Origin of the sequence: Pseudomonas sp. TH31, assembly GCF_016650815.1 — a bacterium.
In the GTDB taxonomy this organism is placed as follows: Bacteria; Pseudomonadota; Gammaproteobacteria; order Pseudomonadales; family Pseudomonadaceae; genus Aquipseudomonas.
In genome coordinates this window covers 832,149-855,766 of sequence record NZ_JAEKEZ010000029.1, presented here as the reverse complement: position 1 = coordinate 855,766, position 23,618 = coordinate 832,149, and the positions used below count along the sequence as shown (strand labels likewise).

Annotated in this window: 22 protein-coding genes and 2 pseudogenes; 15 read left to right on the top strand and 9 right to left on the bottom strand. The window is 60.6% G+C overall.

What is annotated here, in order from left to right; genetic code table 11:
* Positions 1-168: 168 nt before the first annotated feature.
* The gene (locus tag JFV26_RS23420) at positions 169-1,188 is read left to right on the top strand and encodes a Glu/Leu/Phe/Val dehydrogenase family protein (RefSeq protein ID WP_201195737.1); all 1,020 of its coding nucleotides are present in this window, start codon (positions 169-171) and stop codon (positions 1,186-1,188) included.
* Positions 1,189-1,423: 235 nt separating this feature from the next.
* Here the strand turns inward: JFV26_RS23420 and JFV26_RS23415 are convergent.
* Positions 1,424-1,678: pseudogene (locus JFV26_RS23415) on the bottom strand (YebG family protein); the annotation flags it as partial.
* 293 nt (positions 1,679-1,971) lie between these two features.
* Between JFV26_RS23415 and JFV26_RS23410 the strand changes: the two are divergent.
* On the top strand, positions 1,972-2,472 hold the full coding sequence (locus JFV26_RS23410; protein ID WP_201195733.1) for a phosphate-starvation-inducible protein PsiE: 501 nt from the start codon (positions 1,972-1,974) through the stop codon (positions 2,470-2,472).
* On the opposite strand, the gene JFV26_RS23405 is transcribed toward JFV26_RS23410, so the two are convergent.
* On the bottom strand, positions 2,469-2,786 hold the full coding sequence (locus JFV26_RS23405; RefSeq protein WP_201195732.1) for a DUF3509 domain-containing protein: 318 nt from the start codon (positions 2,784-2,786) through the stop codon (positions 2,469-2,471). The genes JFV26_RS23410 and JFV26_RS23405 overlap by 4 nt on opposite strands.
* A gap of 42 nt (positions 2,787-2,828) precedes the next feature.
* Here JFV26_RS23405 and JFV26_RS23400 point away from each other — a divergent pair, with 42 nt between their 5' ends.
* Positions 2,829-3,011, top strand: a complete 183-nt coding sequence (locus tag JFV26_RS23400) for a hypothetical protein (protein WP_201195730.1) — start codon at positions 2,829-2,831, stop codon at positions 3,009-3,011.
* A gap of 54 nt (positions 3,012-3,065) precedes the next feature.
* On the opposite strand, the gene JFV26_RS23395 is transcribed toward JFV26_RS23400, so the two are convergent.
* Together JFV26_RS23395 and JFV26_RS23390 are read right to left on the bottom strand one after the other, a co-directional pair.
* Positions 3,066-4,361 (bottom strand): serine/threonine transporter, encoded by a 1,296-nt coding sequence (locus tag JFV26_RS23395; RefSeq protein WP_201195728.1) that lies wholly within the window; start codon positions 4,359-4,361, stop codon positions 3,066-3,068.
* Between the two features lie 61 nt (positions 4,362-4,422).
* Positions 4,423-5,799 carry an L-serine ammonia-lyase gene (locus tag JFV26_RS23390; protein WP_201195726.1) on the bottom strand — a complete coding sequence of 459 codons (1,377 nt, stop codon included), beginning with the start codon at positions 5,797-5,799 and terminating at the stop codon, positions 4,423-4,425.
* 135 nt (positions 5,800-5,934) lie between these two features.
* On the opposite strand from JFV26_RS23390, the gene JFV26_RS23385 reads away from it, so the two are divergent.
* The 8 genes from JFV26_RS23385 (at position 5,935) to JFV26_RS23350 (ending at position 14,079) form a co-directional block, all read left to right on the top strand.
* Entirely contained in the window at positions 5,935-6,882 is a 948-nt protein-coding gene (locus tag JFV26_RS23385) for a LysR substrate-binding domain-containing protein (RefSeq protein ID WP_201195724.1), read from the top strand.
* 212 nt (positions 6,883-7,094) lie between these two features.
* Positions 7,095-7,505, top strand: coding sequence for an HPF/RaiA family ribosome-associated protein (locus tag JFV26_RS23380; protein WP_149418217.1), 411 nt, complete (start codon positions 7,095-7,097; stop codon positions 7,503-7,505).
* A 200-nt stretch (positions 7,506-7,705) separates the two neighbouring features.
* Positions 7,706-8,011 carry a DUF3649 domain-containing protein gene (locus JFV26_RS23375; protein WP_201195722.1) on the top strand — a complete coding sequence of 102 codons (306 nt, stop codon included), beginning with the start codon at positions 7,706-7,708 and terminating at the stop codon, positions 8,009-8,011.
* Positions 8,008-9,588 carry a PepSY-associated TM helix domain-containing protein gene (locus tag JFV26_RS23370; RefSeq protein ID WP_201195720.1) on the top strand — a complete coding sequence of 527 codons (1,581 nt, stop codon included), beginning with the start codon at positions 8,008-8,010 and terminating at the stop codon, positions 9,586-9,588. Before JFV26_RS23375 ends, JFV26_RS23370 begins: the two co-directional genes overlap by 4 nt.
* Positions 9,589-9,912: a DUF3325 domain-containing protein gene (locus JFV26_RS23365; protein ID WP_201195718.1), complete on the top strand. Its 324-nt coding sequence runs from the start codon at positions 9,589-9,591 to the stop codon at positions 9,910-9,912.
* Positions 9,912-10,475: an RNA polymerase sigma factor gene (locus JFV26_RS23360; protein ID WP_201195717.1), complete on the top strand. Its 564-nt coding sequence runs from the start codon at positions 9,912-9,914 to the stop codon at positions 10,473-10,475. The genes JFV26_RS23365 and JFV26_RS23360 overlap by 1 nt, the downstream gene beginning before the upstream one ends.
* Positions 10,472-11,461 (top strand): FecR domain-containing protein, encoded by a 990-nt coding sequence (locus JFV26_RS23355; protein ID WP_201195715.1) that lies wholly within the window; start codon positions 10,472-10,474, stop codon positions 11,459-11,461. The genes JFV26_RS23360 and JFV26_RS23355 overlap by 4 nt, the downstream gene beginning before the upstream one ends.
* Positions 11,462-11,649: 188 nt before the next feature.
* Entirely contained in the window at positions 11,650-14,079 is a 2,430-nt protein-coding gene (locus JFV26_RS23350) for a TonB-dependent siderophore receptor (protein ID WP_201195713.1), read from the top strand.
* A gap of 118 nt (positions 14,080-14,197) precedes the next feature.
* Here JFV26_RS23350 and JFV26_RS23345 read toward each other — a convergent pair whose 3' ends face one another.
* Complete coding sequence (locus JFV26_RS23345; RefSeq protein ID WP_201195711.1) at positions 14,198-15,073, bottom strand: helix-turn-helix domain-containing protein; 876 nt, start codon at positions 15,071-15,073, stop codon at positions 14,198-14,200.
* A gap of 139 nt (positions 15,074-15,212) precedes the next feature.
* On the opposite strand from JFV26_RS23345, the gene JFV26_RS23340 reads away from it, so the two are divergent.
* A complete protein-coding gene (locus tag JFV26_RS23340) occupies positions 15,213-16,115 on the top strand; it encodes a DMT family transporter (RefSeq protein WP_201195709.1) in 903 nt (300 codons plus the stop codon).
* A gap of 74 nt (positions 16,116-16,189) precedes the next feature.
* Here the strand turns inward: JFV26_RS23340 and JFV26_RS23335 are convergent, their stop codons facing one another.
* The 3 genes from JFV26_RS23335 to JFV26_RS23325 all read right to left on the bottom strand — a co-directional run bounded on the left by JFV26_RS23335 (position 16,190) and on the right by JFV26_RS23325 (position 19,259).
* Positions 16,190-17,209, bottom strand: a complete 1,020-nt coding sequence (locus JFV26_RS23335; protein WP_201195708.1) for a 2-hydroxyacid dehydrogenase — start codon at positions 17,207-17,209, stop codon at positions 16,190-16,192.
* A 279-nt stretch (positions 17,210-17,488) separates the two neighbouring features.
* Positions 17,489-17,827 carry a DUF6124 family protein gene (locus tag JFV26_RS23330; protein ID WP_201195706.1) on the bottom strand — a complete coding sequence of 113 codons (339 nt, stop codon included), beginning with the start codon at positions 17,825-17,827 and terminating at the stop codon, positions 17,489-17,491.
* Positions 17,828-18,290: 463 nt separating this feature from the next.
* Positions 18,291-19,259: a LysR family transcriptional regulator gene (locus JFV26_RS23325; protein ID WP_201195704.1), complete on the bottom strand. Its 969-nt coding sequence runs from the start codon at positions 19,257-19,259 to the stop codon at positions 18,291-18,293.
* A 306-nt stretch (positions 19,260-19,565) separates the two neighbouring features.
* Between JFV26_RS23325 and JFV26_RS23320 the strand changes: the two genes are divergently transcribed.
* Positions 19,566-21,077, top strand: a complete 1,512-nt coding sequence (locus tag JFV26_RS23320; RefSeq protein WP_201195702.1) for an efflux transporter outer membrane subunit — start codon at positions 19,566-19,568, stop codon at positions 21,075-21,077.
* Positions 21,078-21,083: 6 nt separating this feature from the next.
* On the opposite strand, the pseudogene JFV26_RS33740 reads toward JFV26_RS23320, so the two are convergent.
* Positions 21,084-21,212: pseudogene (locus tag JFV26_RS33740) on the bottom strand (metal ABC transporter ATP-binding protein); the annotation flags it as partial.
* A 13-nt stretch (positions 21,213-21,225) separates the two neighbouring features.
* Here JFV26_RS33740 and JFV26_RS23315 point away from each other — a divergent pair.
* Both JFV26_RS23315 and JFV26_RS23310 read left to right on the top strand, forming a co-directional pair.
* Complete coding sequence (locus tag JFV26_RS23315; RefSeq protein ID WP_201195699.1) at positions 21,226-23,418, top strand: FUSC family protein; 2,193 nt, start codon at positions 21,226-21,228, stop codon at positions 23,416-23,418.
* A complete protein-coding gene (locus tag JFV26_RS23310; RefSeq protein WP_007896379.1) occupies positions 23,408-23,608 on the top strand; it encodes a DUF1656 domain-containing protein in 201 nt (66 codons plus the stop codon). Before JFV26_RS23315 ends, JFV26_RS23310 begins: the two co-directional genes overlap by 11 nt.
* The last annotated feature ends 10 nt before the right edge of the window (positions 23,609-23,618 follow it).

Genomic DNA, 23,618 nt, shown 5'->3' with positions numbered 1-23,618 from the left:
ATGCCTCGTTTTAGCCCCGCCACAGGTTTTCGTCCAGTGCCGTACACAGGCGGTTGCAGGTTATGTCCGAAAGCCCTCAAAGGCCCGCTGCTTATTCCGGTGCGCTTCAGCAATTTTCAGGCGCAAGCCTATACTGGCGACTACAAGAAGTGATTCGGGAGCCCGACGATGTTCGCTCTCATGCAAAGCACTCGCCTTGAATCGCTGCACCTGAGCGTAGACCCGGTCACCGGGTTGAAGGCGGTGATTGCCATTCATAACAGTCGCCTGGGGCCTGCCCTGGGCGGTTGTCGTTACCTTGCCTACCCCAGCGACGAATCCGCAGTCGAGGACGCCATGCGCCTCGCCCAAGGCATGAGCTACAAGGCGGCTTTGGCCGGACTTGCTCAGGGCGGCGGCGTGGCGGTGATTATTCGCCCGGTCCATGTCGAAAACCGTGCGGCGCTGTTCGAAGCCTTCGGGCGTTGCATCAATCAGCTCGACGGCCGCTACATCACCGCCATCGACAGCGGCACCTCGGTGGCGGACATGGATTGCATCGCCCAACAGACCCAGCACGTCACCAGTACCACCTCGGCGGGCGACCCTGCGCCACATGCCGCGATGGGGGTGTTCACCGGCATTCGAGCCACGGCGATGGCCCGGCTCGGCAGCGATAACCTCGAAGGCTTGCGTGTGGCCATCCAAGGCCTGGGCAACGTTGGTTATGCCCTCGCAGAACAGCTGCATGCCGCTGGCGCCGAACTGTTGGTCAGCGACATCGATCACGGCAAGGTGCAATTGGCAATGGAGCAACTCGGCGCGCATCCGATTGCCAACGATGCGCTGCTCAGCACCCCGTGCGACATCCTCGCGCCGTGCGGTCTGGGCGGTGTGCTCAACAGCCACAGCGTGACGCAACTGCGGTGCTCGGCGGTGGCCGGCTCGGCGAACAATCAACTGACGCATCTGGACATCGCCGATCAGCTTGAACGGCGAGGGATTCTGTATGCGCCGGACTATGTGATCAATTCCGGTGGGTTGATCTACGTGTCGCTCAAACATCGTGGTGAAGAGCTGCCGACCATCACGGCGCACCTGTCGAAAATCAGTTCGCGGTTGACCGAAGTCTTTGCCCATGCCCAGGCGGAGAAGCGCTCCCCAGCAAGAGTGGCGGATGAGTTGGCGGAAAAAGTTTTGTATCGGTGATTTTGAAGATCAAGATCAAAAGATCGCAGCCTTCGGCAGCTCCTACAGGTGCACACAAAACACTGTAGGAGCTGCCGAAGGCTGCGATCTTTTGATTTTCGGATATTAAAAAGGCCCTGAGCCATTCGACTCAGGGCCTATTCAATTCGGGTGTTGCTTACTTGACGGCTTTGACTGCCTTCGCAGGCTTGACCGGTTCGGCGGCCTCAGCCACCTCGACAGGTTCCACCACTTCAGCAGGCGCGCTCAGCAACTCGGACAGTGCGTCCGGCTGGCTCTTGAACGCCTTGGCGAACACATCGCGGTTCTTCGCCATGTAGATCCCGGCTTCTTCCACTTGCTGCTCGCTCAGGGACGGAACGGCTTTTTGCAACACTTCAGCCAGCAATTCGGCCAGTTCGAGCATTTTGTCATGACGGTCAGCTTCGGCTTTATCCATGAACAAGCGCTCCAGATCTCGGCTGCTGCGGTATACCACTTCGACGGCCATTCACCACCTCACATGCCTTCACATTAAGTTGTCTTTGCGACTACTGTATCTATATACAGCTAAAAGGATAAGCGAATCCCTGCGCTTTGGGTAGTGGCTTTTTAATGTAGACCGAATTTGGCGTTTGTCAGGGATACCTTGGCGCTCCATTCGCGGGCCCAGACACCGCCGACGTGCCTCATCTCACCTGGCTATCATCTCAATTCACAGCCTCTGGCCTTTTTTCTGCATGCTGAACAACCGTCACGTCCAACCCGCATCATCCGCTCGAACCGAGCTAAGGAAGAATCATCGTGAAAATCAATTGGGCCGAGAACCTGCGGCAGAATGTGCATCAACTGGCCGAGTCCCTGGGCAACCTGTTCGTCGAGACCTTTCACTACGCGGCGTTGTTCGCCATCGGTGCGGTGACCGCATGGGCGGCGGTGATGGAGTTTTTGCAGATGATCGAGGCGGGGCACATCAAGATCGATGACATCTTGCTGCTGTTCATCTACCTGGAACTGGGGGCGATGGTCGGGATCTACTTCAAGACCAACCACATGCCGGTGCGCTTCCTGATCTACGTGGCGATCACCGCACTGACGCGTTTGCTGATCTCCAACGTCTCGCACCACAACCCGCCGGACATCGGCATCATCTACCTGTGCGGCGGGATTCTGCTGTTGGCGTTTTCGATTCTGGTGGTGCGATATGCCTCGTCGCAATTTCCCTCGGTGAAGATCGAACACCCGCAACGCAAGATCGGCGCGGGTTCCGGTGAGCATCCAGAAGTGGAGAAGGGCGAGCTTTAAAGCCCGAACGCGATGCGGGGCTGGCCTTTGACTGGTGGCGGCGGCAGATTGCGATTGTCGCCGTCGGTCATCGCTTCAAGGATCGCCACGGCACTGTGGCCTTGTTCGATGGCGATGCCGAACTGAATACTTTGCACCAGGCGCTTGAGGCGTTTTGGGTCATTGCGCTGTTCGGCGCTGATCATCCGTTTGGCGACCACGCGGCCACTGTTGGACAGGGTCAGCATGATGCTGCCGTCCAGACCCTGAATGCTCAGGTTGATCTGATAATCCGGTGCAAAGGCATCGGTAATGAGCTGAAAAGGGTTGTCCATGGTGCGTCACCGCCTGATTGAACGTGCAGTTGTTGACCGGCCATGATCGGGTTGGTTCGCAATACCGGACCATCGGCATTCCATAGCCATATCGCCATCATCGCTTTTGTAGGAGCTGCCGAAGGCTGCGATCTTTTAAAAGATCGCCCGAACGCGGCCCGAGCCTTCGGCAGCTCCTACATAGGGCAAAGCAAGGGGCATGCCGGGAAAACTGTCGAACAATGATCACGGAAAAAAGCAGGCGGGCACCATGACCCGCCTGCTTTTTGCCTGCCCGATTCAGGGCAGGAATGAATAGATGATCGCTGACAGTGCAATCAAACCGATCAACACCACGAACACGTTCGAGGCCTGTCCGCAGTACTGGCGCAAGGCCGGTACGCGGCGGATGGCGTACATCGGCATCAGGAACAACAGGCACGCGATGATCGGTCCGCCGAGGGTTTCGATCATGCCGAGGATGCTCGGGTTGAACGTGGCCACGGCCCAGCAGCTGAGAATCATGAACAGCGCAGTCGCGCGATTCAGCCAACTCGCCGACATCACCCGGCCGCGGCCGCGCAGGCTCTTCACGATCAGCCCCTGAAAACCTTCGCTGGCACCGATGTAATGGCCGAGGAAGGATTTGGTGATTGCCACCAGCGCGATCAACGGCGCGGCGTAAGCGATGACCGGGGTCTGGAAGTGGTTGGCCAGGTACGACAGGATCGAGATGTTCTGCGCCTTGGCCGCCGCCAGATCCGCCGGGGACAGCGCCAGCACGCAGCTGAAGCAGAAGAACATCACCGTCACCACCATCATTGCGTGGGCGATGGCGAGGATGCCGCTGCTCTTGCGCTCGGCCTGCTCGCCGTAACGCTGTTTCTGATCGACGGCGAACGCGGAGATGATCGGCGAATGGTTGAACGAGAACACCATCACCGGAATTGCCAGCCACAACGTCTTGAAGAACAACGGCAGCGGCATGCCTTCGCTGGCCGTGGCGAAAAACGCGCCGTTCCAGTTCGGGATCAGGCTGAGACCGAGCAGCAGCAATGCCGCGACGAACGGGTAAACCAGCACGCTCATGCATTTGACGATCACGCCCTGGCCGCAACGCACGATGGCCATCAAGCCGAGAATCAACACCAGCGACAGAATCGCCCGGGGCGGCGGCGCGATGTGCAACTGGTGCTCCATGAAACTGCTCAGGGTGTTGGTCAGCGCCACGCTGTACACCAGCAGAATCGGGAAGATCGCGAAGAAATACAGCAGCGTGATCAGTTTGCCGGCACCGACGCCGAAGTGTTCTTCCACCACGTCGGTGATGTCCCCCGAGCGCCCGGACAGGACGAAGCGTGTCAGGCCGCGGTGGGCGAAAAAGGTCATCGGGAACGCCAGTATTGCCAGCACCAGCAGCGGCCAGAAACCACCGACCCCGGCATTGATCGGCAGGAACAATGTGCCCGCGCCAATCGCCGTGCCGTAGAGGCCAAGCATCCAGGTGGTGTCGAATGTGTTCCAGCCTTTGTCGGTTATTTCGGTATTGCGTGTCAGGTCTACAGCAGGATTATCGGCAGCAGGTACATCGGTCATCGTTTCGGCCTCGTTATTATTCTTGCTCGGGCTCACGTTTTAAAAGGTCAGGGAATGCTCCTCAGCACTCCACCCAGCTCACCGCCAGGCCGCCTCGTGAAGTCTCTTTGTATTTGTCATGCATATCGGCGCCGGTATCGCGCATGGTGCGGATCACCCGGTCCAGGGAAATGAAGTGCTTGCCATCGCCGCGCAGGGCCATTTGCGTGGCGTTGATCGCTTTCACCGCAGCAATCGCGTTGCGCTCGATGCACGGCACCTGCACCAGACCGCCGACCGGGTCGCAGGTCAGGCCGAGGTTGTGTTCCAGGCCTATTTCGGCGGCGTTTTCCAGTTGCTCCGGCGTGGCGCCGAGCACGTCAGCCAGACCGGCGGCGGCCATGGCGCACGCCGATCCGACTTCACCCTGGCAGCCGACTTCGGCACCGGAGATCGACGCGTTTTTCTTGCAGAGAATGCCGACAGCCGCCGCGCTCAAAAAGAACGTGATCACGTCATCGTCCGAGGCGTCCGGGTTGAATTTCATGTAGTAGTGCAACACCGCTGGAATGATCCCCGCCGCACCGTTTGTAGGGGCGGTGACCATCCGTCCGCCGGCGGCGTTTTCTTCGTTCACGGCGAGGGCGAACAGGTTGACCCATTCCATCGCCGACAGCGTCGAGGTGATGACATTCGGTTTGCCGATTTCCAACAGGCTGCGGTGCAATTTCGCCGCGCGGCGCGGAACATTCAGACCACCGGGCAGGATGCCTTCGTGGCGCAGGCCTTGCTCGACGCACTCGCGCATCACCGACCAGATATGCAACAGGCCTTTGCGGATTTCGGCTTCGCTGCGCCAGGCGAGTTCGTTGGCCATCATCAACTCGCAAACCCGCAACCCATGCAGGTTGCAGAGCTTGAGCAATTCGGCGGCGCTGGAAAAATCGTATGGCAGCACCACGTCGCTGGTCGGCGCAATGCCGGACTCGGCTTCGGCCGCCTCGATGATGAAACCGCCGCCGACCGAGTAGTACGTTTGCTCGTAGAGTTCGCCGGTTTCGCCGAAGGCTGTCAGAGACATCGCGTTGGGGTGGTAGGGCAGGCTCTCGTCAAGCAGCAGCAGATCGCGTTGCCAGTTGAAGGCAATGTTCGATTTGCCGGCCAGCGACAATTCGCCGGTCTCGCGCAGCGTGTGGATTCTGCTTTCGATGGTGGTCGGATCAATACTGTCCGGCCACTCACCCATCAGGCCCATGACGCAGGCGCGGTCGGTGGCGTGACCGACGCCGGTCGCCGACAGGGAGCCGTAAAGCCGGACTTCTACCCGCCGTACGTCAGCCAGTAAATCCTGGTCAATCAGGGTTTTGGCGAAGGTCGCGGCGGCGCGCATCGGGCCGACGGTGTGGGAACTGGACGGACCGATGCCGACTTTGAAGAGATCGAAAACACTGATAGCCATGCTAAAGCCTATACAAGCAATGGAAGAGAAATCGCTGCCATTTTTGTAGGACAAGCGCAATGTCGGCGATACTGCCCACCTCGGTCCTACGTGACCAACGAAACTTCCTAAGACAGCCTTTAGCAGGACTAAACGATGAGTCGTCAATTGCACGCCCAGACCTACGTCTGGCTGCACGTGTTTTCCTGTGCCGCGCGGCATTTGTCGTTCACCCGTTGCGCCGAAGAACTGCACATCACGCCGGGTGCGGTCAGCCAGCAAATCCGACAGCTGGAAGAGCGCCTCGGCTTCCGGCTGTTTCACCGGCGTGCGCGCGGTGTGGAATTGAGTGCCGAAGGCCAGCGGCTGGCCATCACCGTCAACGAGGCATACGGCAGCATCGATGCAGAATTGCGACGACTGGACGCCGGGATGATCAGCGGGATTTTGCGGCTGCGCTCGATTCCGTCGTTCCTGAGCAAGTGGCTGACCCCGCGTCTGCCCCGGTTGCAGCAACGCTTCCCGGACATTCAATTGCGCCTGGTGGCCGAGGACAGCAGCGTGCCGCTGCACGAAGGCGACTTCGACCTGGCCATCGACCTGAATGACGGCAGTTACCCCGGCTTGTTATCCACAGCCTTGCTCGACGAGCAGATCTTCCCGGTCTGTGCCCCGAGCCTGTTGCGCGGTCGCCCACCGCTGCACGGCCCGGCGGACCTGGTGCATTTTCCGTTGCTGCACGACATCACGGCCTGGCGCGGCAGTTACGAGTACGCAGAGTGGGAGTTCTACCTTAATGCCATCGGCTTCGAAGGCGCCGACGTGCGGCGCGGGCACACCTTCAATCGCAATCACTTGACCATTGAGGCAGCGATTGCCGGGATGGGCGTGGCGATTGCGCGGCGAACATTGCTGAACGATGAGCTGGAGCGGGGCACGTTGATTGTGCCGTTCGGGCTGGCGGTACCGAATCACAAACGCTACGTGCTGCTCTATGCGCCAGGGACGTTGAGCCATCCGGGCGTGCGTGCGGTGCATGATTGGCTGGTGGAAGAGGCGGGAATTTTCAGGAGTCTGCACCCATTGGCGGAGCAGCAGATGTGAGCATTTGTGACAAAGAAGTGAATCGACCCAACTCCCGACCTTAACAGCGCTTTTGCTCCTTGTCCGGCTTTTTTTGCGTATGAAAATTTATCTTTTTTAGGGGTTGAAATGTTCTGCGCACAGACCGATTGTGTAAGTAAGAGGTCACGGCGATGACGCCCAAGGGCTAGCCGACCGGCCTCTCGCGAGCTAGCTGAAATAAGGGATGAACTATGCAAATCCAAGTCAACAGCGATAACCATATTCAAAGCAGCATCCGACTGGAGGAGTGGGTACGTACTACCATTGAGAGCACGCTCGAACGTTATGAAGAGGACCTGACCCGGGTCGAGGTTCACCTGCGGGATGAAAACGGCGACAAGCCCGGACCGCATGACATGCGCTGCCAGCTGGAAGCGCGGCCTAAAGGCCATCAACCAATTTCTGTGACCCATAAAGCCGATACCCTTGAACAAGCGATCGACGGGGCGGCCACCAAACTGGAACATGCGCTGGATCACCTGTTCGGCAAACTGCGGGGCAAACCACGTGCCGCTGTAGTCCCCTTTGAAAGGGGCGCACATGCTGACGTGCTGCTGGAAGAAGAGTTTCTCGAGAACGAACAGGCTGCGCAAAACGGCTGAGGCCTGATTCACTTTTTACCTTTCCACTGACAAACGGGTCTGCTTATGCAGGCCCGTTTTTGTTTCCGGTGTTCTCAGGTCGCCACGGCGAAAGGCGATCTCATCGGACTTTTTTGCGTATGAGAATTTTTATCATTAGTATTGCGGCCTTGTTGGTTCCGTGACATTCACTGGACTTCACCCGGTTTCAAGGTCGAAACATGAAAGGCAAAATCAGCACGCTCCCCGTTTCCTGCAGACTGGCGGTTACTTCGCGGGTATTGGCTGCCGTGCTGGGTGGTTATGTCGTCGCGGCGCTGGCGAGCGTCAGCCTGACGTTGTTATTGCCGATGGCCCGCGCCGAAGCGGTGGTCACCGGGATGATGACCTCGTTTCTGGTGTATCTGGTGGCAGTGCTTTGGTGCTTTGCCGCTCGCAGTGCCTGGCAGGCGTGGTTCGGTCTGATCGTGCCAGGCTTGGTACTGGCCGCCATTTCGGGGCTGGCGTACTGGATGGGCCACCCATGAAAGAGGGCTTTCGTCAGGCCATGGCCTGGTTGCACACCTGGACCGGATTGATTTTTGGCTGGTTGCTGTTCGCGATTTTCCTGACCGGCACCCTTGCGTATTTCAGGGCTGAGATCACCCACTGGATGCAGCCGGAAATCCCGGCGCGTTCGGTGTCCGCCGAAGCCAGCCTGACGCTGGCCCAGGACTATCTCCAGCAACACGCCCCAAGCGCATCGCGCTGGCTTATCGAACTGCCGAGCACCCGCGATCCCGGCCTGTCGCTACGCTGGCAACAAGCCCCGGCCGAACCGGGCAAGCGCGGCCAATTCAGCAAAATAACCCTCGATCCACAAGCCGGCGCCGAAGTGCAGCCGCGGTCTACCTTGGGCGGCGAGTTCTTCTATCGTTTCCACTTCCAGCTGCAAATGCCCTATCCATGGGGCCGCTGGCTGGCGACCCTGGCGGCGATGGTGATGTTTGTCGCGCTGATCAGCGGGATCATCACCCACAAGAAAATCTTCAAGGACTTCTTCACCTTCCGCCCGCGCAAGGGCCAGCGCTCCTGGCTTGACGGGCACAACGCGGTGGGCGTGCTGGTGTTGCCGTTTCACCTGATGATCACTTACAGCAGCCTGGTGATTTTCATGTCGATGGTGATGCCGGCCAGCATCCTCGCGACTTACAAAGGTGACACTGACGCTTTTTTTGGTGAGGTGTACCCCGCGACCAATACGCCGTCAGCCGCCGGCAAGCCGGGTCGACTGCGGCCGTTGGCAACGTTCCTGGAGCCGGCTCGCGAGCAGTGGGCTGGCGGACAGGCCGGGAGCCTGGCGGTGAACAATCCGGGCGATGCGCATGCTTCGGTGACTCTGGAGCGAGATGGCGCTGAAGGTGTGGTCTACGACTTTGGCCGTGAAGTGACCTTCAACGGGGTCTCCGGGGAACTGCTCGGCAAGACACCCGCGCAACCGATTCCGATGGCGATTGCCGGCGCGTTCTATGGTTTGCACATGGGCCATTTCGCCGGTCCGGTGCTGCGCTGGTTGTACTTTATTTGCGGCTTGGCCGGCACGGCGATGATTGGTACCGGGTTGGTGATCTGGCTTGGCAAGCGGCAGCTCAAGCATGCCAAAAGCGCTGTGCTGCCCTTCGAGTTACGCCTGGTGGAAGTGCTGAACATCGCCAGCATGTCCGGACTGCTGGTCGCGGTGGCCGCCTTCTTCTGGGCCAATCGGTTGTTGCCGGCGGGCATGGCTGAACGGGCGGATTGGGAAGTAAACAGTTTCTTCATTGTCTGGGGCCTGAGCATCCTGCATGCGCTGCTGCGCCGTGGCCGCAAAGCCTGGGTTGAACAGTTGGCGCTGGCGGCTGTGTTGTTTTGCTCGGTGCCGTTGCTCAACGCGTTGACCACGCCCAATAGCCTGGGCGTATCGCTCGTACAAGGTGACTGGATGATGGCCGGTTTCGATCTGACGTGCCTGGGCAGTGGCCTGTTCCTGGCTTGGGCTGCATGGAAAATGCAGCGCGCCGGGCAAGCTGGAGTCGTTCCCCGTCAGCGTGCCCGCGCTGTCACCCTTGAGCGAGAGGTGACCTGAATGTTGCTGGCCCTGTTGCTCTGTTACGGCGGTTTCACCGCACTCTGTTTATCGATGGACCGGCATCACGCCGACCTGTTGGGACGCAAGCCTTCGGCCCCGCGTCGGCGAGTCATGAGGTTCGGCGGCTGGCTGGTGCTGGCCTTGTCATTATGGGTGGCGGTGTCCACGACCGGGTGGGGCCTCGGATTGGTGGAGTGGTTCGCGGTGTTGATGATCAGCGCGTTGCTGCTGGTCTTGCTGCTGCCGTATCGCCCGCGCCTGACTTTGTCATTGGCGGCGCTGAGCCTGCTCGCCAGCCCGGTTTGTGCAGTGCTGATTTGATGATCACCGACCCTGCGCAATCCCATGACGATGAACACCGTGGCGCCCGCGCGCATTTTCTTCAGGTGTTCCTGTCCCAGCGTTCGCAAATGGAAGCGTTGGTGAATCGTCGCGTCGGCTGCCGGGCAACGGCGGCGGATCTGGTGCAGGACTTGTTCCTGCGCTTCTGGCGTCGGCCAGTGGTGCAGGTTGAAGAATTGAGCACTTATCTGCTGCGTTGCGCCAGCAACATCGCCATTGATCATCTGCGCAGCGAAGGTACGCGGGTGCGGGTCAACGAAGGCTGGATGCCCGATGCGCCGGACAGCCAAGGCAGCGAACCGCAAGCCGCGCTGGAAGCGGGCAACGATTTACGTCACGTCGAAGCCGCGTTGCGCGCCTTGCCCGAGCGAACGCGGCAGATTTTCCTGCTCAACCGCATTCACGGCCGCAAGTACGCCGAAATTGCCAAGGCCATGGGGTTGTCCCAAAGCGCCGTGGAAAAACATATGATGCGCGCCCTCGACGCCTGCAAGGCCAGCCTGCGGGAACCCGAACCGCGCACGCCAGGGAACGCACCGTGAACCACGCCGAACGGGTCACCCCGACGCCCGCCCAGGAACAGGCCGCTTTCGCCTGGCTGAGATTGCTGCACGATCAACCCGGCAGTGGTGATCAGCTCACGTTCAGTCACTGGCTGCAGGCCGATCCCGCCCACGCCGAGGCGTATGCCCGGGCGCAAGTGCTGTGGGAGTTAAGTGAAGTGCCTGCGAGGACCTTGGCCGACGAAGAGGCGTTTGCCTTGCAGGGCTATCTCAACGCGATGAACCGCTCGCAGCACTCCAGCGTATGGCGGTGGTCCGGTGCGTTGGCGATGGCCGCGTGCCTGTTGTTGATGGTCGGCCTCGGCGCGGGTTGGCAGCCGTTGCGTTGGGCTGATGATCTGGGCGCGGACTACGTCTCGGCGCCGGGGCAAATGCGCACGGTCACCCTGGCCGATCAATCCCAGGTCACCCTCGATGCCGACAGCGCGATTGCCGTGGATTTCAGCCGCGGCGAGCGGCATGTGCAACTGCGTCGCGGCGCCGGGTTTTTCAGCGTGACCCATACCGGCGAACCGTTTGTAGTCGAGGCCGAAAAGGGCCAGGCGCGGGTGCTGGGCACTCAATTTGAAGTGCGCCTGCAACCCCGTGGCGCGCAAGTGACCGTCTTGTCCGGGCGGGTTGGCGTGACGGCGCAGCGCAATGCCGAGCAGCAAATCCTCACTGCTGGCCAGCAAGTGGCGTATGGCGAGGGCTCGGCGGAAAAACTGCATGCGGTGGACAGTGAAGCGCAACTGGCCTGGCGCCAGGGCTGGCTCAATTACTACAAGGCGAGCCTGGCGCAAGTGGTGCAAGACCTGAGGCGCTATTACCCGGGGCGGATTTTGCTGCTCAATGATGAACTGGCGGCGCGGCGGGTCAGCGGGAGTTTTCCGAGCAAGGATCCGCAAGTGGTGTTGAATTCGCTGCAGGGGGTGTTGGGGTTTGAGCAGCACAGCGTCGTGGGGCATTTGATTATTTTGCGGTGAGGCAAAAGCAAAAGATCGCAGCCTTCGGCAGCTCCTACGCGCCTGTGGCCGCCGCCGAAGGCTGCGATCTTTTGATCTTCTAAAAATATTTTCAAAATATTAGTGAGGTAAACCCAAGCGCCATCCGTGTAGTGATTGAAACTGCGAGTCATTCGCATTCCGTAGCGATTCTACACAGGTCATGAGCAATGAAGTCCAGGGCAAAATCGGGTTCGGTCAAACAGTGGTTCGGCGCATCTGCACTGAGTTTTTCGGCATTGGCGTTGCTGCCGCTCAGCGTGGCATTGGCCGCTGAAACCGGCACCACGCAACAGCGCACGCCATTCAACTTTGCCATGGCCGCCAAACCGCTGCCCCAGGCCCTGAGCGACTTCAGCCGCATTACCGGCATCAGCGTGGTCTATACCGACGAAGCGCCCTACGGCCTCAACGCCCCGGCCATCAGCGGGCAGATGAGCGCCGAACAGGCAATGCAGCGTTTTCTCAGCGGTTCGGGCTTCACCTTCCGCCGTACCGACGCGCACACCCTGGCGCTGGAACCCGTCCCCACCGAAGGCACCCTGAACCTGGGCGCGACCACGATTACCTCAGCGATGGACCAAACCCTGAGCTACCAGCCGCCTACCACCAGTTCGGTGATGCGCAGCTCGGCGTTGATTCAGGACATCCCGCAGACCATCAACGTGATCCCGGCCCAGGTCATTCGCGACCAGGCGCCGCGCAATCTGGACGACGCCCTGGCCAACGTCAGCGGCATCACCCAGGGCAACACCCTGGCCAGCACCCAGGATTCGGTGATGACCCGCGGGTTCGGCGACAACCGCAACGGCTCGATCATGCGCGACAGCATGCCGATCGTGCAGGGGCGCGGCATGAACGCCACCGTGGATCGGGTCGAAGTGCTCAAGGGCCCGGCATCATTGCTCTACGGCATCCAGGACCCGGGCGGCGTGGTCAACATGGTCAGCAAAAAACCGGAACTGACCCAATACAATGCCCTGACCCTGCGCGGATCGACCTACGGTGACGGCAAGAACGGCAGCGGTGGCGGCCTCGACAGTACCGGCGCACTGGGCGATTCGGGGTTGGCTTATCGCATGGTTCTGGACCATGAAGACGAAGACTACTGGCGCAATTTCGGCACCCACCGCGAAACCCTGGTGGCGCCGTCCCTGGCCTGGTTCGGCGAAAGCACAAAGCTGTTGTTCTCTTACGAACACCGTGAATTCTTGACCCCGTTCGACCGTGGCACCGTGATCGATCCGCGCACCAACCGCCCGTTGGACATCTCGCGTAATGAGCGTCTCGATGAGCCGTTCAACAACATGGAAGGGCGCTCGGACCTCTATCACTTCGAGGCCGACCACGAACTCAACGACAACTGGAAAGCCCACTTCGGCTACAGCTGGAACCGTGAAACCTACGACGCCAGCCAAGTACGTGTCACCGCCATCGACACAAAAAATGGCACCCTGACCCGGAGCATGGACGGCACCCGGAATGCGATCAGCACCGACCGCTTCACCACCGCCAGCCTCGAAGGCAAAGTGAATGTGCTGGGCATGCAACATGACCTGGTGTTCGGCGTCGACGACGAGTACCGCAAGATCTACCGTGAAGACCTGATCCGCCAGAAAAGCCTGAGCAACTTCAGCTACGTCAATCCGGTGTATGGCCGCGAAGTCGCCGGCACCACGGTCAGCCCGGCCGACAGCGCCCAGACCGATTTGCTGCGCAGCGATTCGATCTTCATGCAGGACTCGATTCACCTCACCGACCAGTGGATTCTGGTGGCGGGCGGGCGCTTCCAGGAATATGACCAGTACGCCGGCAAAGGGGTGCCGTTCCACGCCAACACCGACAGCAACGGCCAGAAATTTGTGCCGCGCGCCGGCCTGGTCTATCGCTACACCGATGAACTGTCGTTCTACGGCAGCTATACCGAATCGTTCAAACCCAACTCGACCATTGCGCCGTTGAGCGGCAGCAGCGTGGTGCTCGACGGCAGCGTCGCGCCGGAAGAAGCCAAGTCCTGGGAAATTGGCGCCAAGCTCGATATGCCGGGGCGTATCACCGGTAACGTCGCGCTGTTCGACATCAAGAAACGCAACGTACTGATCGCCAACTCCGAAGGCCCAACGACCCTTTACAGCGCCGCTGGCGAAGTCCGTTCCCGAGGGCTGGAAGTGGACCTGAGCGGTCAACTCAGCGACCGCTGGAGCATGATCGGCAGCTACGCCTACACCGATGCTGAAGTCACCGAAGACCCTGACTACAAGGGCAAGAAACTGCAAAACGTCGCCAAGAACAGCGGCTCGCTGTCGGCGGTCTACGACTTCGGCACCCTCGTCGGTGGCGATCAGTTGCGGGTCGGCGCCGGGGCGCGTTATGTCGGCGAGCGGGCGGGTAACGCGGTCAACGATTTCGACCTGCCGGGCTACACCGTGGCCGATGCCTTCGCCACCTACGACACCAAAGTCGAAGGGCAGAAGGTCAAGTTCCAGCTCAACGTGAAGAACCTGTTTGACCGCACCTACTACACCTCGGCGGCGAGCCGGTTCTATGTGTCCATGGGCGATTCGCGGCAGATTTCTTTGTCCAGCACATTGGAGTTCTGACGGTAGACCGCGTCATCGTTCATCGCGAGCAGGCTCGCTCCCACAGGGGAGCGCATTCCAAATGTGGGAGCGAGCCTGCTCGCGATGGCGGCATTCCAGGCGCCGATAATCTTCGGGCCTAACGCAAAAACGCCTGCCGATATTCCCCAGGCGTCCCGCCCAACACCTGCCGAAACCGATGGGTGAAATGACTCGCGCTGGCAAACCCGCAAGCCAGTGCTATTTCCCCCAACGGCTGCGACGTCGAGCGCAATAACTCCCGTGCCCGGCTCAAGCGCCGCGCCAACACGTACTGATGCGGCGGCAAGCCAAAGCTATCGCGAAACATCCGCGCAAAGTGATACTCCGACAGCGCACACAACGCCGCCAACTGCCCCAGACTGATGGCTTCAGCCAACTGACTGTCGATGAACTCCACCAGTTGCCGCCGCTGATGCGCGGCCAGGCCACCCTTGAGTCGCAAGCCTTGGCGCATTCCGACCTGGCTGAGCAGCGCATGGCTGAGCATTTCATGGGCCAGGCTGCTGGTGAGCACGCGTTCGCCAGGTTCATCCCAATTGAGCGTGAGCATCTGCCGAAAGCGCCAGGCTTGTTGTGGGTCGTCGAGAAAGGTGCCTTCGCGCAATTGCAGTTCACGGGGTTCGCGGTCCAGCAGGGTGACGCAGCCGAGGGCGAATTGTTCGGGGCTGAAATACAGATGGGCCAGGCGAATATCGCCGTTGATCACCCAGCCGGACTGATGCTCGGCCGGCAGGATGCACAGTTTGTCCGGGGCGCCCTTGGTGCCTGGCTGGTCACGGCGAAAGGTTCCGGTGCCGCCGGCGATGTAGCAGGAGAGGGTGTGGTGAGTCGGCGCTTCGTAGTCCTGGGCGTCGTGATGATTGCTCCACAGGGCTGCAGCCATGCCGTCACCGAGCTCGGCGCTGTGCTCGAGGCGAGCATTCGGCGAGCGGTTGAGGGCTTGAAAGACTTGCAGCGTTTCCAGTGCGGGCATGATCGTTTTCTCTCCAACGCCTTGCATCCTACTCCGTAGACATTGGCCTGCCAGCCTGTCGGCCGACAAAAGCGCAAGTTTATGCAAGTGCGCCGGGGCCGCGCGCAGGACACTGGGCACCTATTGAGGAGCCTTTGCCATGAACCTGTCGTTGTATTTGTTGACCGTGCTGATCTGGGGCACCACCTGGATTGCCTTGAAATGGCAACTGGGTGTGGTGGCGATTCCGGTGTCGATCGTCTATCGCTTCGGCCTCGCCGCGCTGGTGTTGTTCGTGATGTTGCTGCTCAGCCGGCGCCTGCAAGTGATGAACCGTCGCGGGCACCTGATCTGCCTGGCGCAAGGGTTGTGCCTGTTCTGCGTCAACTTTATGTGCTTCCTGACGGCCAGTCAGTGGATCCCCAGCGGTCTGGTGGCGGTGGTGTTTTCCACAGCCACGCTATGGAACGCCCTCAATGCGCGAGTGTTCTTCGGCCGGAAAATCGCCCGCAATGTATTGATGGGCGGCGCGCTGGGGTTGCTGGGGCTTGGCCTGTTGTTCTGGCCGCAATTGGCTGGCCACACCGCCAGCCCGCAAACCTTGCTCGGCCTGGGTCTGGCCCTGTGCGGCACCTTGTGTTTCTCGGCCGGCAATATGCTGTCGAGCCTGCAACAGAAGGCCGGGCTCAAACCCCTGACCACCAACGCCTGGGGCATGGCTTACGGTGCGGCGATGCTGTCGGTGTGGTGCCTGGTCAAAGGCATTCCGTTCGACATTGAATGGAATACGCGCTACATCGGCTCGCTGATGTACCTGGTGATCCCCGGTTCGGTGATCGGCTTCACCGCTTACCTGACACTGGTCGGGCGCATGGGCCCGGAGCGCGCGGCGTATTGCACGGTGTTGTTCCCGGTGGTGGCGCTGAACGTCTCGGCGTTTGCCGAAGGCTATCAATGGACCGCGCCGGCGCTGATGGGGTTGGTGCTGGTGATGCTGGGCAACGTGCTGGTGTTTCGCAAGCCCAAGGCGCCGCTGGTGCAGGGCAACGGCAAACTGGCCTGAAGCGATAGCACGGTCGAGCGCCGAAGTACCTGGCGCTCGATCTTCAGTGTCAGGTCAATCCACCTGCCCGTTTTTTAGCCGTTCCAGACCTGGGGGTTAACCAGGTCCTGCGGTCGTTCGCCCAGCAGGGCGCTGCGCAAGTTGGCCAGGGCGCGATTGGCCATGGCTTCGCGGGTTTCATGGGTGGCGGAGCCAATGTGCGGCAGGGTCACGGCGTTTTTCAATTGGAACAATGGCGACTCGGCCAGCGGTTCTTTCTCGTAGACATCCAGGCCTGCGCCGCGAATCCGGTTGTTTTGCAGCGCTTCGATCAATGCCGGTTCGTCCACCACCGGGCCGCGAGCGATGTTGACCAGGATTGCACTCGGCTTCATCAGCGCCAGTTCGCGGTGGCTGATCAGGTGTCGGGTTTTCTCGCTGAGCGGCACCACCAGGCAGACGAAATCGGCTTCGGCCAGCAACTGGTCGAGGCTGCGCAACTGCGCGCCGAGCTGTTGTTCCAGTTCCATCTTGCGGCTGTTGCCGCTGTAGATAATCGGCATGTTGAAACCCAACCGGCCACGACGGGCGATGGCCGCGCCGATGTTGCCCATGCCGACGATGCCCAGCGTTTTGCCGTGCACATCGCTGCCGAACAACGCTGCTCCGACGGTCGCCTGCCACTGGCCGGCCTTGGTCCAGGCGTCCAGTTCGGCGACGCGACGGGCGCTGCTCATCAGCAGGGCGAAGGCCAGGTCGGCGGTGCTTTCGGTGAGCACGTCGGGCGTGTTGGTGAGCATGATCCCGCGTTCATTGAAGTAAGCGAGGTCATAGTTGTCGTAGCCGACGGAAACGCTGGAGACCACTTCCAGTTTGGCGGCGTTTTCCAGCTGCGCGCGACCGAGTTTGCGACCGACGCCGATCAAGCCGTGGGCATGAGGCAGGGCTTCGTTGAACTGGGCGTTGATGTCGCCGTTTTTCGGGTTCGGCACGATCACGTCGAAATCCTGCTGCAGGCGTTCGATCATTGGCGGGGTGACGCGGCTGAAGGCGAGGACGGTTTTTTCATGGTCGCGGGGCTCGGCGTGTCTGGAGAATGCCAGGCACGCTAACATTCTTCTCGGGTTTTGCGCGAGTGCCCAGGATGTACACGATCCAACTGTGGGAGCGGGCTTGCTCGTGAAGGCTGCGTGTCATTCAACATCAATATCGCCTGACCCACCGCCTTCGCGAGCAAGCCCGCTCCCACAGGGGATATAGGTTGTTCGCCGCTGTTGTGTTCGCCGAAGTTTAATTGTGGGAGCGAGCTTGCTCGCGATGGCGGTGGGTCAGCCAGCATCAATGTTGAAGGTTGAACCGCCATCGCGAGCAAGCTTGGCTCCTACAGGTACGGGTCAGTCCTGTGGATCGATGTTGTCCAGTGCCCGGTTCACTGCCAGTTCACCGAGCATGATGACCTGCTGGATGCCGAGCATGGTGTTGCGATGAGTGCCATCGAGAAATCCGGCGAAGTCGGCCGTCATGACACTGGCCGAGGCCAGGGATTCACAGGCGTGGGCCAGCAAGGTTTCGGTGTCGATGTCCGGGGCGATGAGGAACATCTTGCTCGGGGTGTGTGGCGCGATGGCGGCTTTGAGCTGGGCGATGGTGAGGTCAGGGCCAAAGGCGCTGGAGCCGGCTTCTTGGGAGGAATCGTTATCCGCTTCAGGCGGATCAGGTGTTAATTTTTTCATGGCGTAGCCCTCTTGCTAGATGGAGCTGCCAATTTTCGTTTCCAGGCGAAAGGGTGGCAGCTATGCGCGGGCTGGAAAACCGAGGCAAGAGTAAAACCCGGCAGACCCGAAGGTCTCCCACGCACAGCCGCCATAACAATTGCTGCGGGCAGAAAAAAGCGCCGTAGTATGTCATGAAGTCTGGCATCGATACTCTTGAACCTCGGGTTTCCAGTCCCGATCGCTGATTTGGCAGCGACACAAAAGGCTAGCAACTTCGCTTCCTATACAACAACCGTCAAAACACGTCGGAAACGTCCTCAAATATTCGATATTTGTAAGACTGTCTGTAGGAGCTGCCGAAGGCTCGGGCCGCGTTCGGACGATCTTTTGACTTTGTTTTTGAAGATCAAAAGATCGTCCGAACGCGGCCCGAGCCTTCGGCAGCTCCTACAGGGGGATCAAGCGTTCGATAAATGGGCGATCAATTCGCCAGCCGCGCCCCGCCCAAACTCCCGCTCAACTCATACGCCGCCAATTCCGCCTGATGCGCCGCCAATATCTCCGGCAACGACCCGCGCAAGTACTCGACCCAGGTCTTGATCTTCGCATCCAGGTACTGCCGCGACGGGTAGATCGCGTACAGGTTCAATTCCTGCGAGCGGTAGTTCGGCATCACCCGCACCAGCGTGCCGTTGCGCAAGCCTTCAATCGCCGCATACACCGGCAGCACGCCAACGCCCATGCCACTGGTGATCGCGGTTTTCATGGCGTCGGCGGAGTTGACCAAAAACGGTGAGCTATTAATGGTGACCATTTCCTGGCCTTCCGGGCCGTCAAAGGTCCATTTCTCCAGCGGGATCACCGGGCTGACCAGGCGCAGGCAGGCGTGGTTGAGCAGGTCGCTGGGTTTGTGCGCGCAGCCGTTGGCTTTTACGTAGGCCGGCGAGGCGCAAACGATGCTGTAGGTGATGCCCAACCGCTGGGAGACGAAGCCCGAGTCCGGCAGTTCGCTGGCGAGCACGATGGACACGTCGTAGCCCTCGTCCAGCAGGTCCGGCACGCGGTTGGCCATGGTCAGGTCGAAGGTCACGTCCGGGTGGGTCTTGCGATAGCGGGCGATCGCGTCGATCACGAAGTGCTGGCCGATGCCGGTCATGGTGTGCACTTTCAGTTGCCCGGCCGGGCGGGCATGGGCGTCGCTGGCCTCGGCTTCGGCTTCTTCGACGTAGGCCAGGATCTGCTCGCAGCGCAATAGATAGCGCTTGCCGGCCTCGGTCAGGGCGATGCGGCGTGTCGTTCGGTTGAGCAGACGGGTTTGCAGGTGGGCTTCCAGGGTGGAGACCGCGCGCGAGACGTTGGCTGTCGTAGTGTCCAGCTGCACGGCGGCGGCGGTGAAGCTGCCGGCCTGGGCCACGTAGCTGAAGGCGCGCATGTTTTGCAAAGTGTCCATGGGGTGCTCTCGGGTTCGATGGCAAATTGTGACACGAAGTTTCAGGGTCTGAGACCCCGACCAAGGGATTATCGCAGTAACGGTAACAAAGATTCACAGGAATCCCGGCTTATCGCCAACCAGGCCCACCCATAGAATTGCGCCTACCTCTGTAGGAGCTGCCGAAGGCTGCGATCTTTTGATCTTTGTTTCTAAAAGCAAGATCAAAAGATCGCAGCCTTCGGCAGCTCCTACAGGGACCGTATTTCAATCGAATTGAAAGGCGGTCCATACATGAGATATCCCCCACCTCAGGAATTTGCAGCAGTGCCGCGTCGCATCAACAGAGCGCTCAAGACGCTCAGTGTTTTGGCTTTAACCCTGGCAATCAGCGGCTGCGTCGGTACCGGAGGTATTGCCCCACAAGGCAAGGCGCTGGAGGCCGATTCGCTGGCCACCGACGAAGCCATCCAGAACGCGGCACAGGACGCTCACTGGCCCACCGCGCGATGGTGGCAGGCCTATGGCGACCCGCAACTGAATCGCTGGATCGACCTCGCCGTGCAAGGCAGCCCGAGCATGGCCATGGCCACCGCCCGGGTGCGTCAGGCCAAGTCCATGGCCGGCATCACCGAAGCCGCCGAGTCGGTGCAGGTTAATGGCGAAGCGATCCTCAAGCGCCACAACTGGGCGACCGATCAGTTCTACGGCCCCGGCGAGTTGGCGAATACAACCACCTGGGACAACAACGCCTCGCTGGGGTTCAGCTATGCCCTGGACCTCTGGGGCCGCGAAAGCAACGCCACCGAACGCGCCGTGGACATGGCGCACATGACGGCTGCCGAAGCGCGGCTGGCCCAGCTCGAATTGCAGAACAACATCGTGCGTGCCTACATCGAGCTCTCGCTGCATTACGCGCAACGGGACATCGTGCAGGCGACCCTCAAGCAGCAACAACAGATACTCGACCTGGCGCAAAAGCGTCTGGACGGCGGGATCGGCACGCATTTCGACGTCAGCCAGGCACAAACGCCGCTGCCGGAAACCCATCGGCAGATCGATGCCCTGGACGAAGAAATCGCCCTGAGCCGCAACCAACTCGCCGCACTCGCAGGCAAAGGCCCGGGCGAGGGCGCGCAATTGCAGCGGCCGACCCTGGCGTTGGGCGCCGCGCTGAAACTGCCATCGTCGTTACCTGCGCAATTGCTCGGCCAACGTCCGGATGTGGTTGCCAGTCGCTGGCAAGTCGCGGCTCAGGCCCGAGGCATTGATGTGGCCCACGCCGGTTTCTACCCCAACGTCGATCTGGTCGGCAGCCTCGGCTACATGGCCACCGGCGGCGGGGCACTGGAGTTTTTGACCGGCAAGAAGCTCAACTACAGCGTCGGCCCGGCGATCTCGTTGCCGATTTTCGACGGTGGTCGTTTGCGCTCGGAATTAGGGGAGGCCTCGGCCGGGTATGACATCGCAGTGGCCAAATACAACCAGACGCTGGTCAATGCGCTGAAGAACATCTCCGATCAGTTGATCCGCCGCGCGTCGATGGACAAGCAACAGGTGTTCGCCGCCGAGTCGGTGGCCACGGCGCAGAAGACTTACGACATTGCGATGATTGCCTACCAGCGCGGGCTGACTGACTACCTCAATGTGCTGAATGCCCAGACCTTGCTGTTTAAACAGCAGCAGGTTCAGCAGCAGGTTCAGGCGGCGCGCCTCAGTGCTCATGCGGAGTTGGTGACGGCGTTGGGTGGTGGATTGGGTGCCGGTAGCGACGTGCCGACAGACCACCAGACCGTCGCACCAAAAACCCCGGCCCTGCTTAAGAGCCTCTCGAATTGAACACAAGACCTGTGGGAGCGGGCTTGCTCGCGAAGAGGGCGTCTCAGTCAACACTGTCGTCGTCTGACACACCGCTTTCGCGAGCAAGCCCGCTCCCACAGGGGATCGAGTACTCGCCGCACAACCTTCGACCATTGAGCAGGATTTAATGACTCCCTTGCCCGCACCTCTGCGCTGGCTGCATTCCCTTGAATGGCGCCGGGGTTTCTATGACTGGGCGCGCAGCGACGGCGTGACCTGGGTCTACATTTTCAAGGTGCTGCTAGCGGCCTTCCTGACCCTGTGGCTGGCCATGCGCCTGGAATTGCCGCAACCGCGCACGGCGATGATCACCGTGTTCATCGTCATGCAACCGCAAAGCGGCCATGTGTTGGCCAAGAGTTTCTATCGCTTCCTCGGCACGCTCGCCGGGTCGACGGTGATGGTGGCGCTGATCGCACTGTTTGCGCAAAACACCGAACTGTTCCTCGGCTCGCTGGCGATCTGGGTCGGTATCTGCACGGCCGGCGCCGCCCGTTATCGCAACTTCCGCGCCTACGGTTTTGTGCTCGCCGGCTACACCGCCGCAATGGTCGGTTTGCCGGCGCTGGCTCACCCGGACGGCGCGTTTATGGCGGCGGTCTGGCGGGTGCTGGAAATCTCCCTGGGGATTATTTGCTCGACCCTGATCAGCGCCGCGATCCTGCCGCAAACCGCCAGCGCCGCGATGCGCAACGCCTTGTATCAGCGCTTCGGTGTGTTCGCGTTGTTCGTCACCGACGGCTTGCGCGGCCGTAGCCAACGCGAGGCGTTCGAGGCCAGCAACGTGCGTTTCATCGCCGAAGCCGTGGGCCTGGAGGGCTTGCGCAGCGTGACGGTGTTCGAAGACCCGCACATGCGTCGGCGCAACGGTCGACTCAGTCGCTTGAACAGCGAGTTCATGAGCATCACCACCCGCTTCAACGCCTTGCACCAGTTGCTCGAACGCTTGCGTAGCAGCGAGGCGGATCATGTGGTGGCGGCAATCAAACCGGGGTTGCAGGACCTGGCCGAATTGCTCGACGGCTTTAGCGGGCGGGCGTTAACCAACGCCGATGCGGCGCGTTTGGTCACGGCGTTGACCGCTTACAAGGAAGGCTTGCCGGCGCAGGTTCGCAGTCTGCGGGCGACGTTCCAGGAAAGTGCCCCGAGCGATGCCGAGCTGCTGGATTTCCATACCGCGTACGAATTGCTCTATCGCTTCGTCGACGAATTGCACAGTTATGCACAGACCCACGCGTCCCTCGTCGATCACACCCACGCCCGTGAGCAATGGGATGAACCGTTTACCCCGCAAACCAACTGGCTGGCCTCGGCCGCCTCGGGCATTCGCGCAACCTTCATTCTGGTGGTGCTCGGCAGTTACTGGGTGGCCACCGCGTGGCCAAGCGGGGCGACGATGACGATGATCGCTGCCGCCACTGTAGGCCTTTCAGCGGCGACGCCGAACCCGAAACGCATGGCGTTTCAAATGGCCTGCGGCACGTTGCTCGGGGCGCTGATCGGCTTCGTCGAGATGTTTTTCATCTTCCCGTGGATCGATGGTTTTCCGCTGTTGTGCGTGATGCTCGCGCCGGTGATCGTGCTCGGTTCGTTCCTGACCTCGCGCCCGCAATACGCCGGGGTCGGCCTCGGCTTGCTGATCTTCTTCAGCACCGGATCGGTGCCGGACAACCTGACCCTTTACAACCCTTACACCTTCATCAATGACTACATCGCCATGGTGCTCGGCATGCTGGTGTGCGCCGCCGCCGGGGCAATCATCCTGCCACCCAACAGCCGCTGGTTGTGGCGTCGATTGGAGCAGGATTTGCGCGGGCAAGTGGTGTACGCGATCAGCGGCAAACTCAAGGGCCTGGGGTCGAGTTTTGAAAGCCGCACGCGGGATTTGCTGCACCAGGCGTATGGCTTGGCGGTGGGACAGCCGCAGGTGCAACGCAACTTGCTGCGCTGGATGTTCGTGGTGCTGGAAGTCGGCCACGCGATCATCGAGTTGCGCAAGGAACAGGCGATTTTGCCGGTGCACCCGGCGTATGCCCAATCCCAGCCTTGGCGCCAGGCGATCCGCGTGATGGGCCGTTCGCTGGTGCGGCTGTTTCTGCAACCGAGCCAGAGCAACCTCGAACGTAGCCTGATTGCGGTCGACCATGCGATCAGCCGCGTACAAGCCACCGATGAACCGTTTGCCCCGCACTTCGACACCTCGGCGTTGCGCCGGGTCAAGAGCTACCTGCACTTCATCCGCACCTCGCTGCTTGATCCGCAATCACCACTGAGCGCTTACGCAAATACCAAGCCCCAAGGAGTTGCACATGCCGCGTGAAATCGCCTTCCACGGCGTGTACATGCCGACCATGACGTTGATGTTTTTCATCGCCGCGGCGCTGGCCTGGGCGCTGGACCGGTTTTTGTCCGGGTTCGATTTGTACCGCTTCTTCTGGCACCCGGCGCTGCTGCGCCTGAGTCTGTTTACCTGTCTGTTTGGCGCTCTGGCGCTGACTGTCTACCGTTGAGAACGTCCCG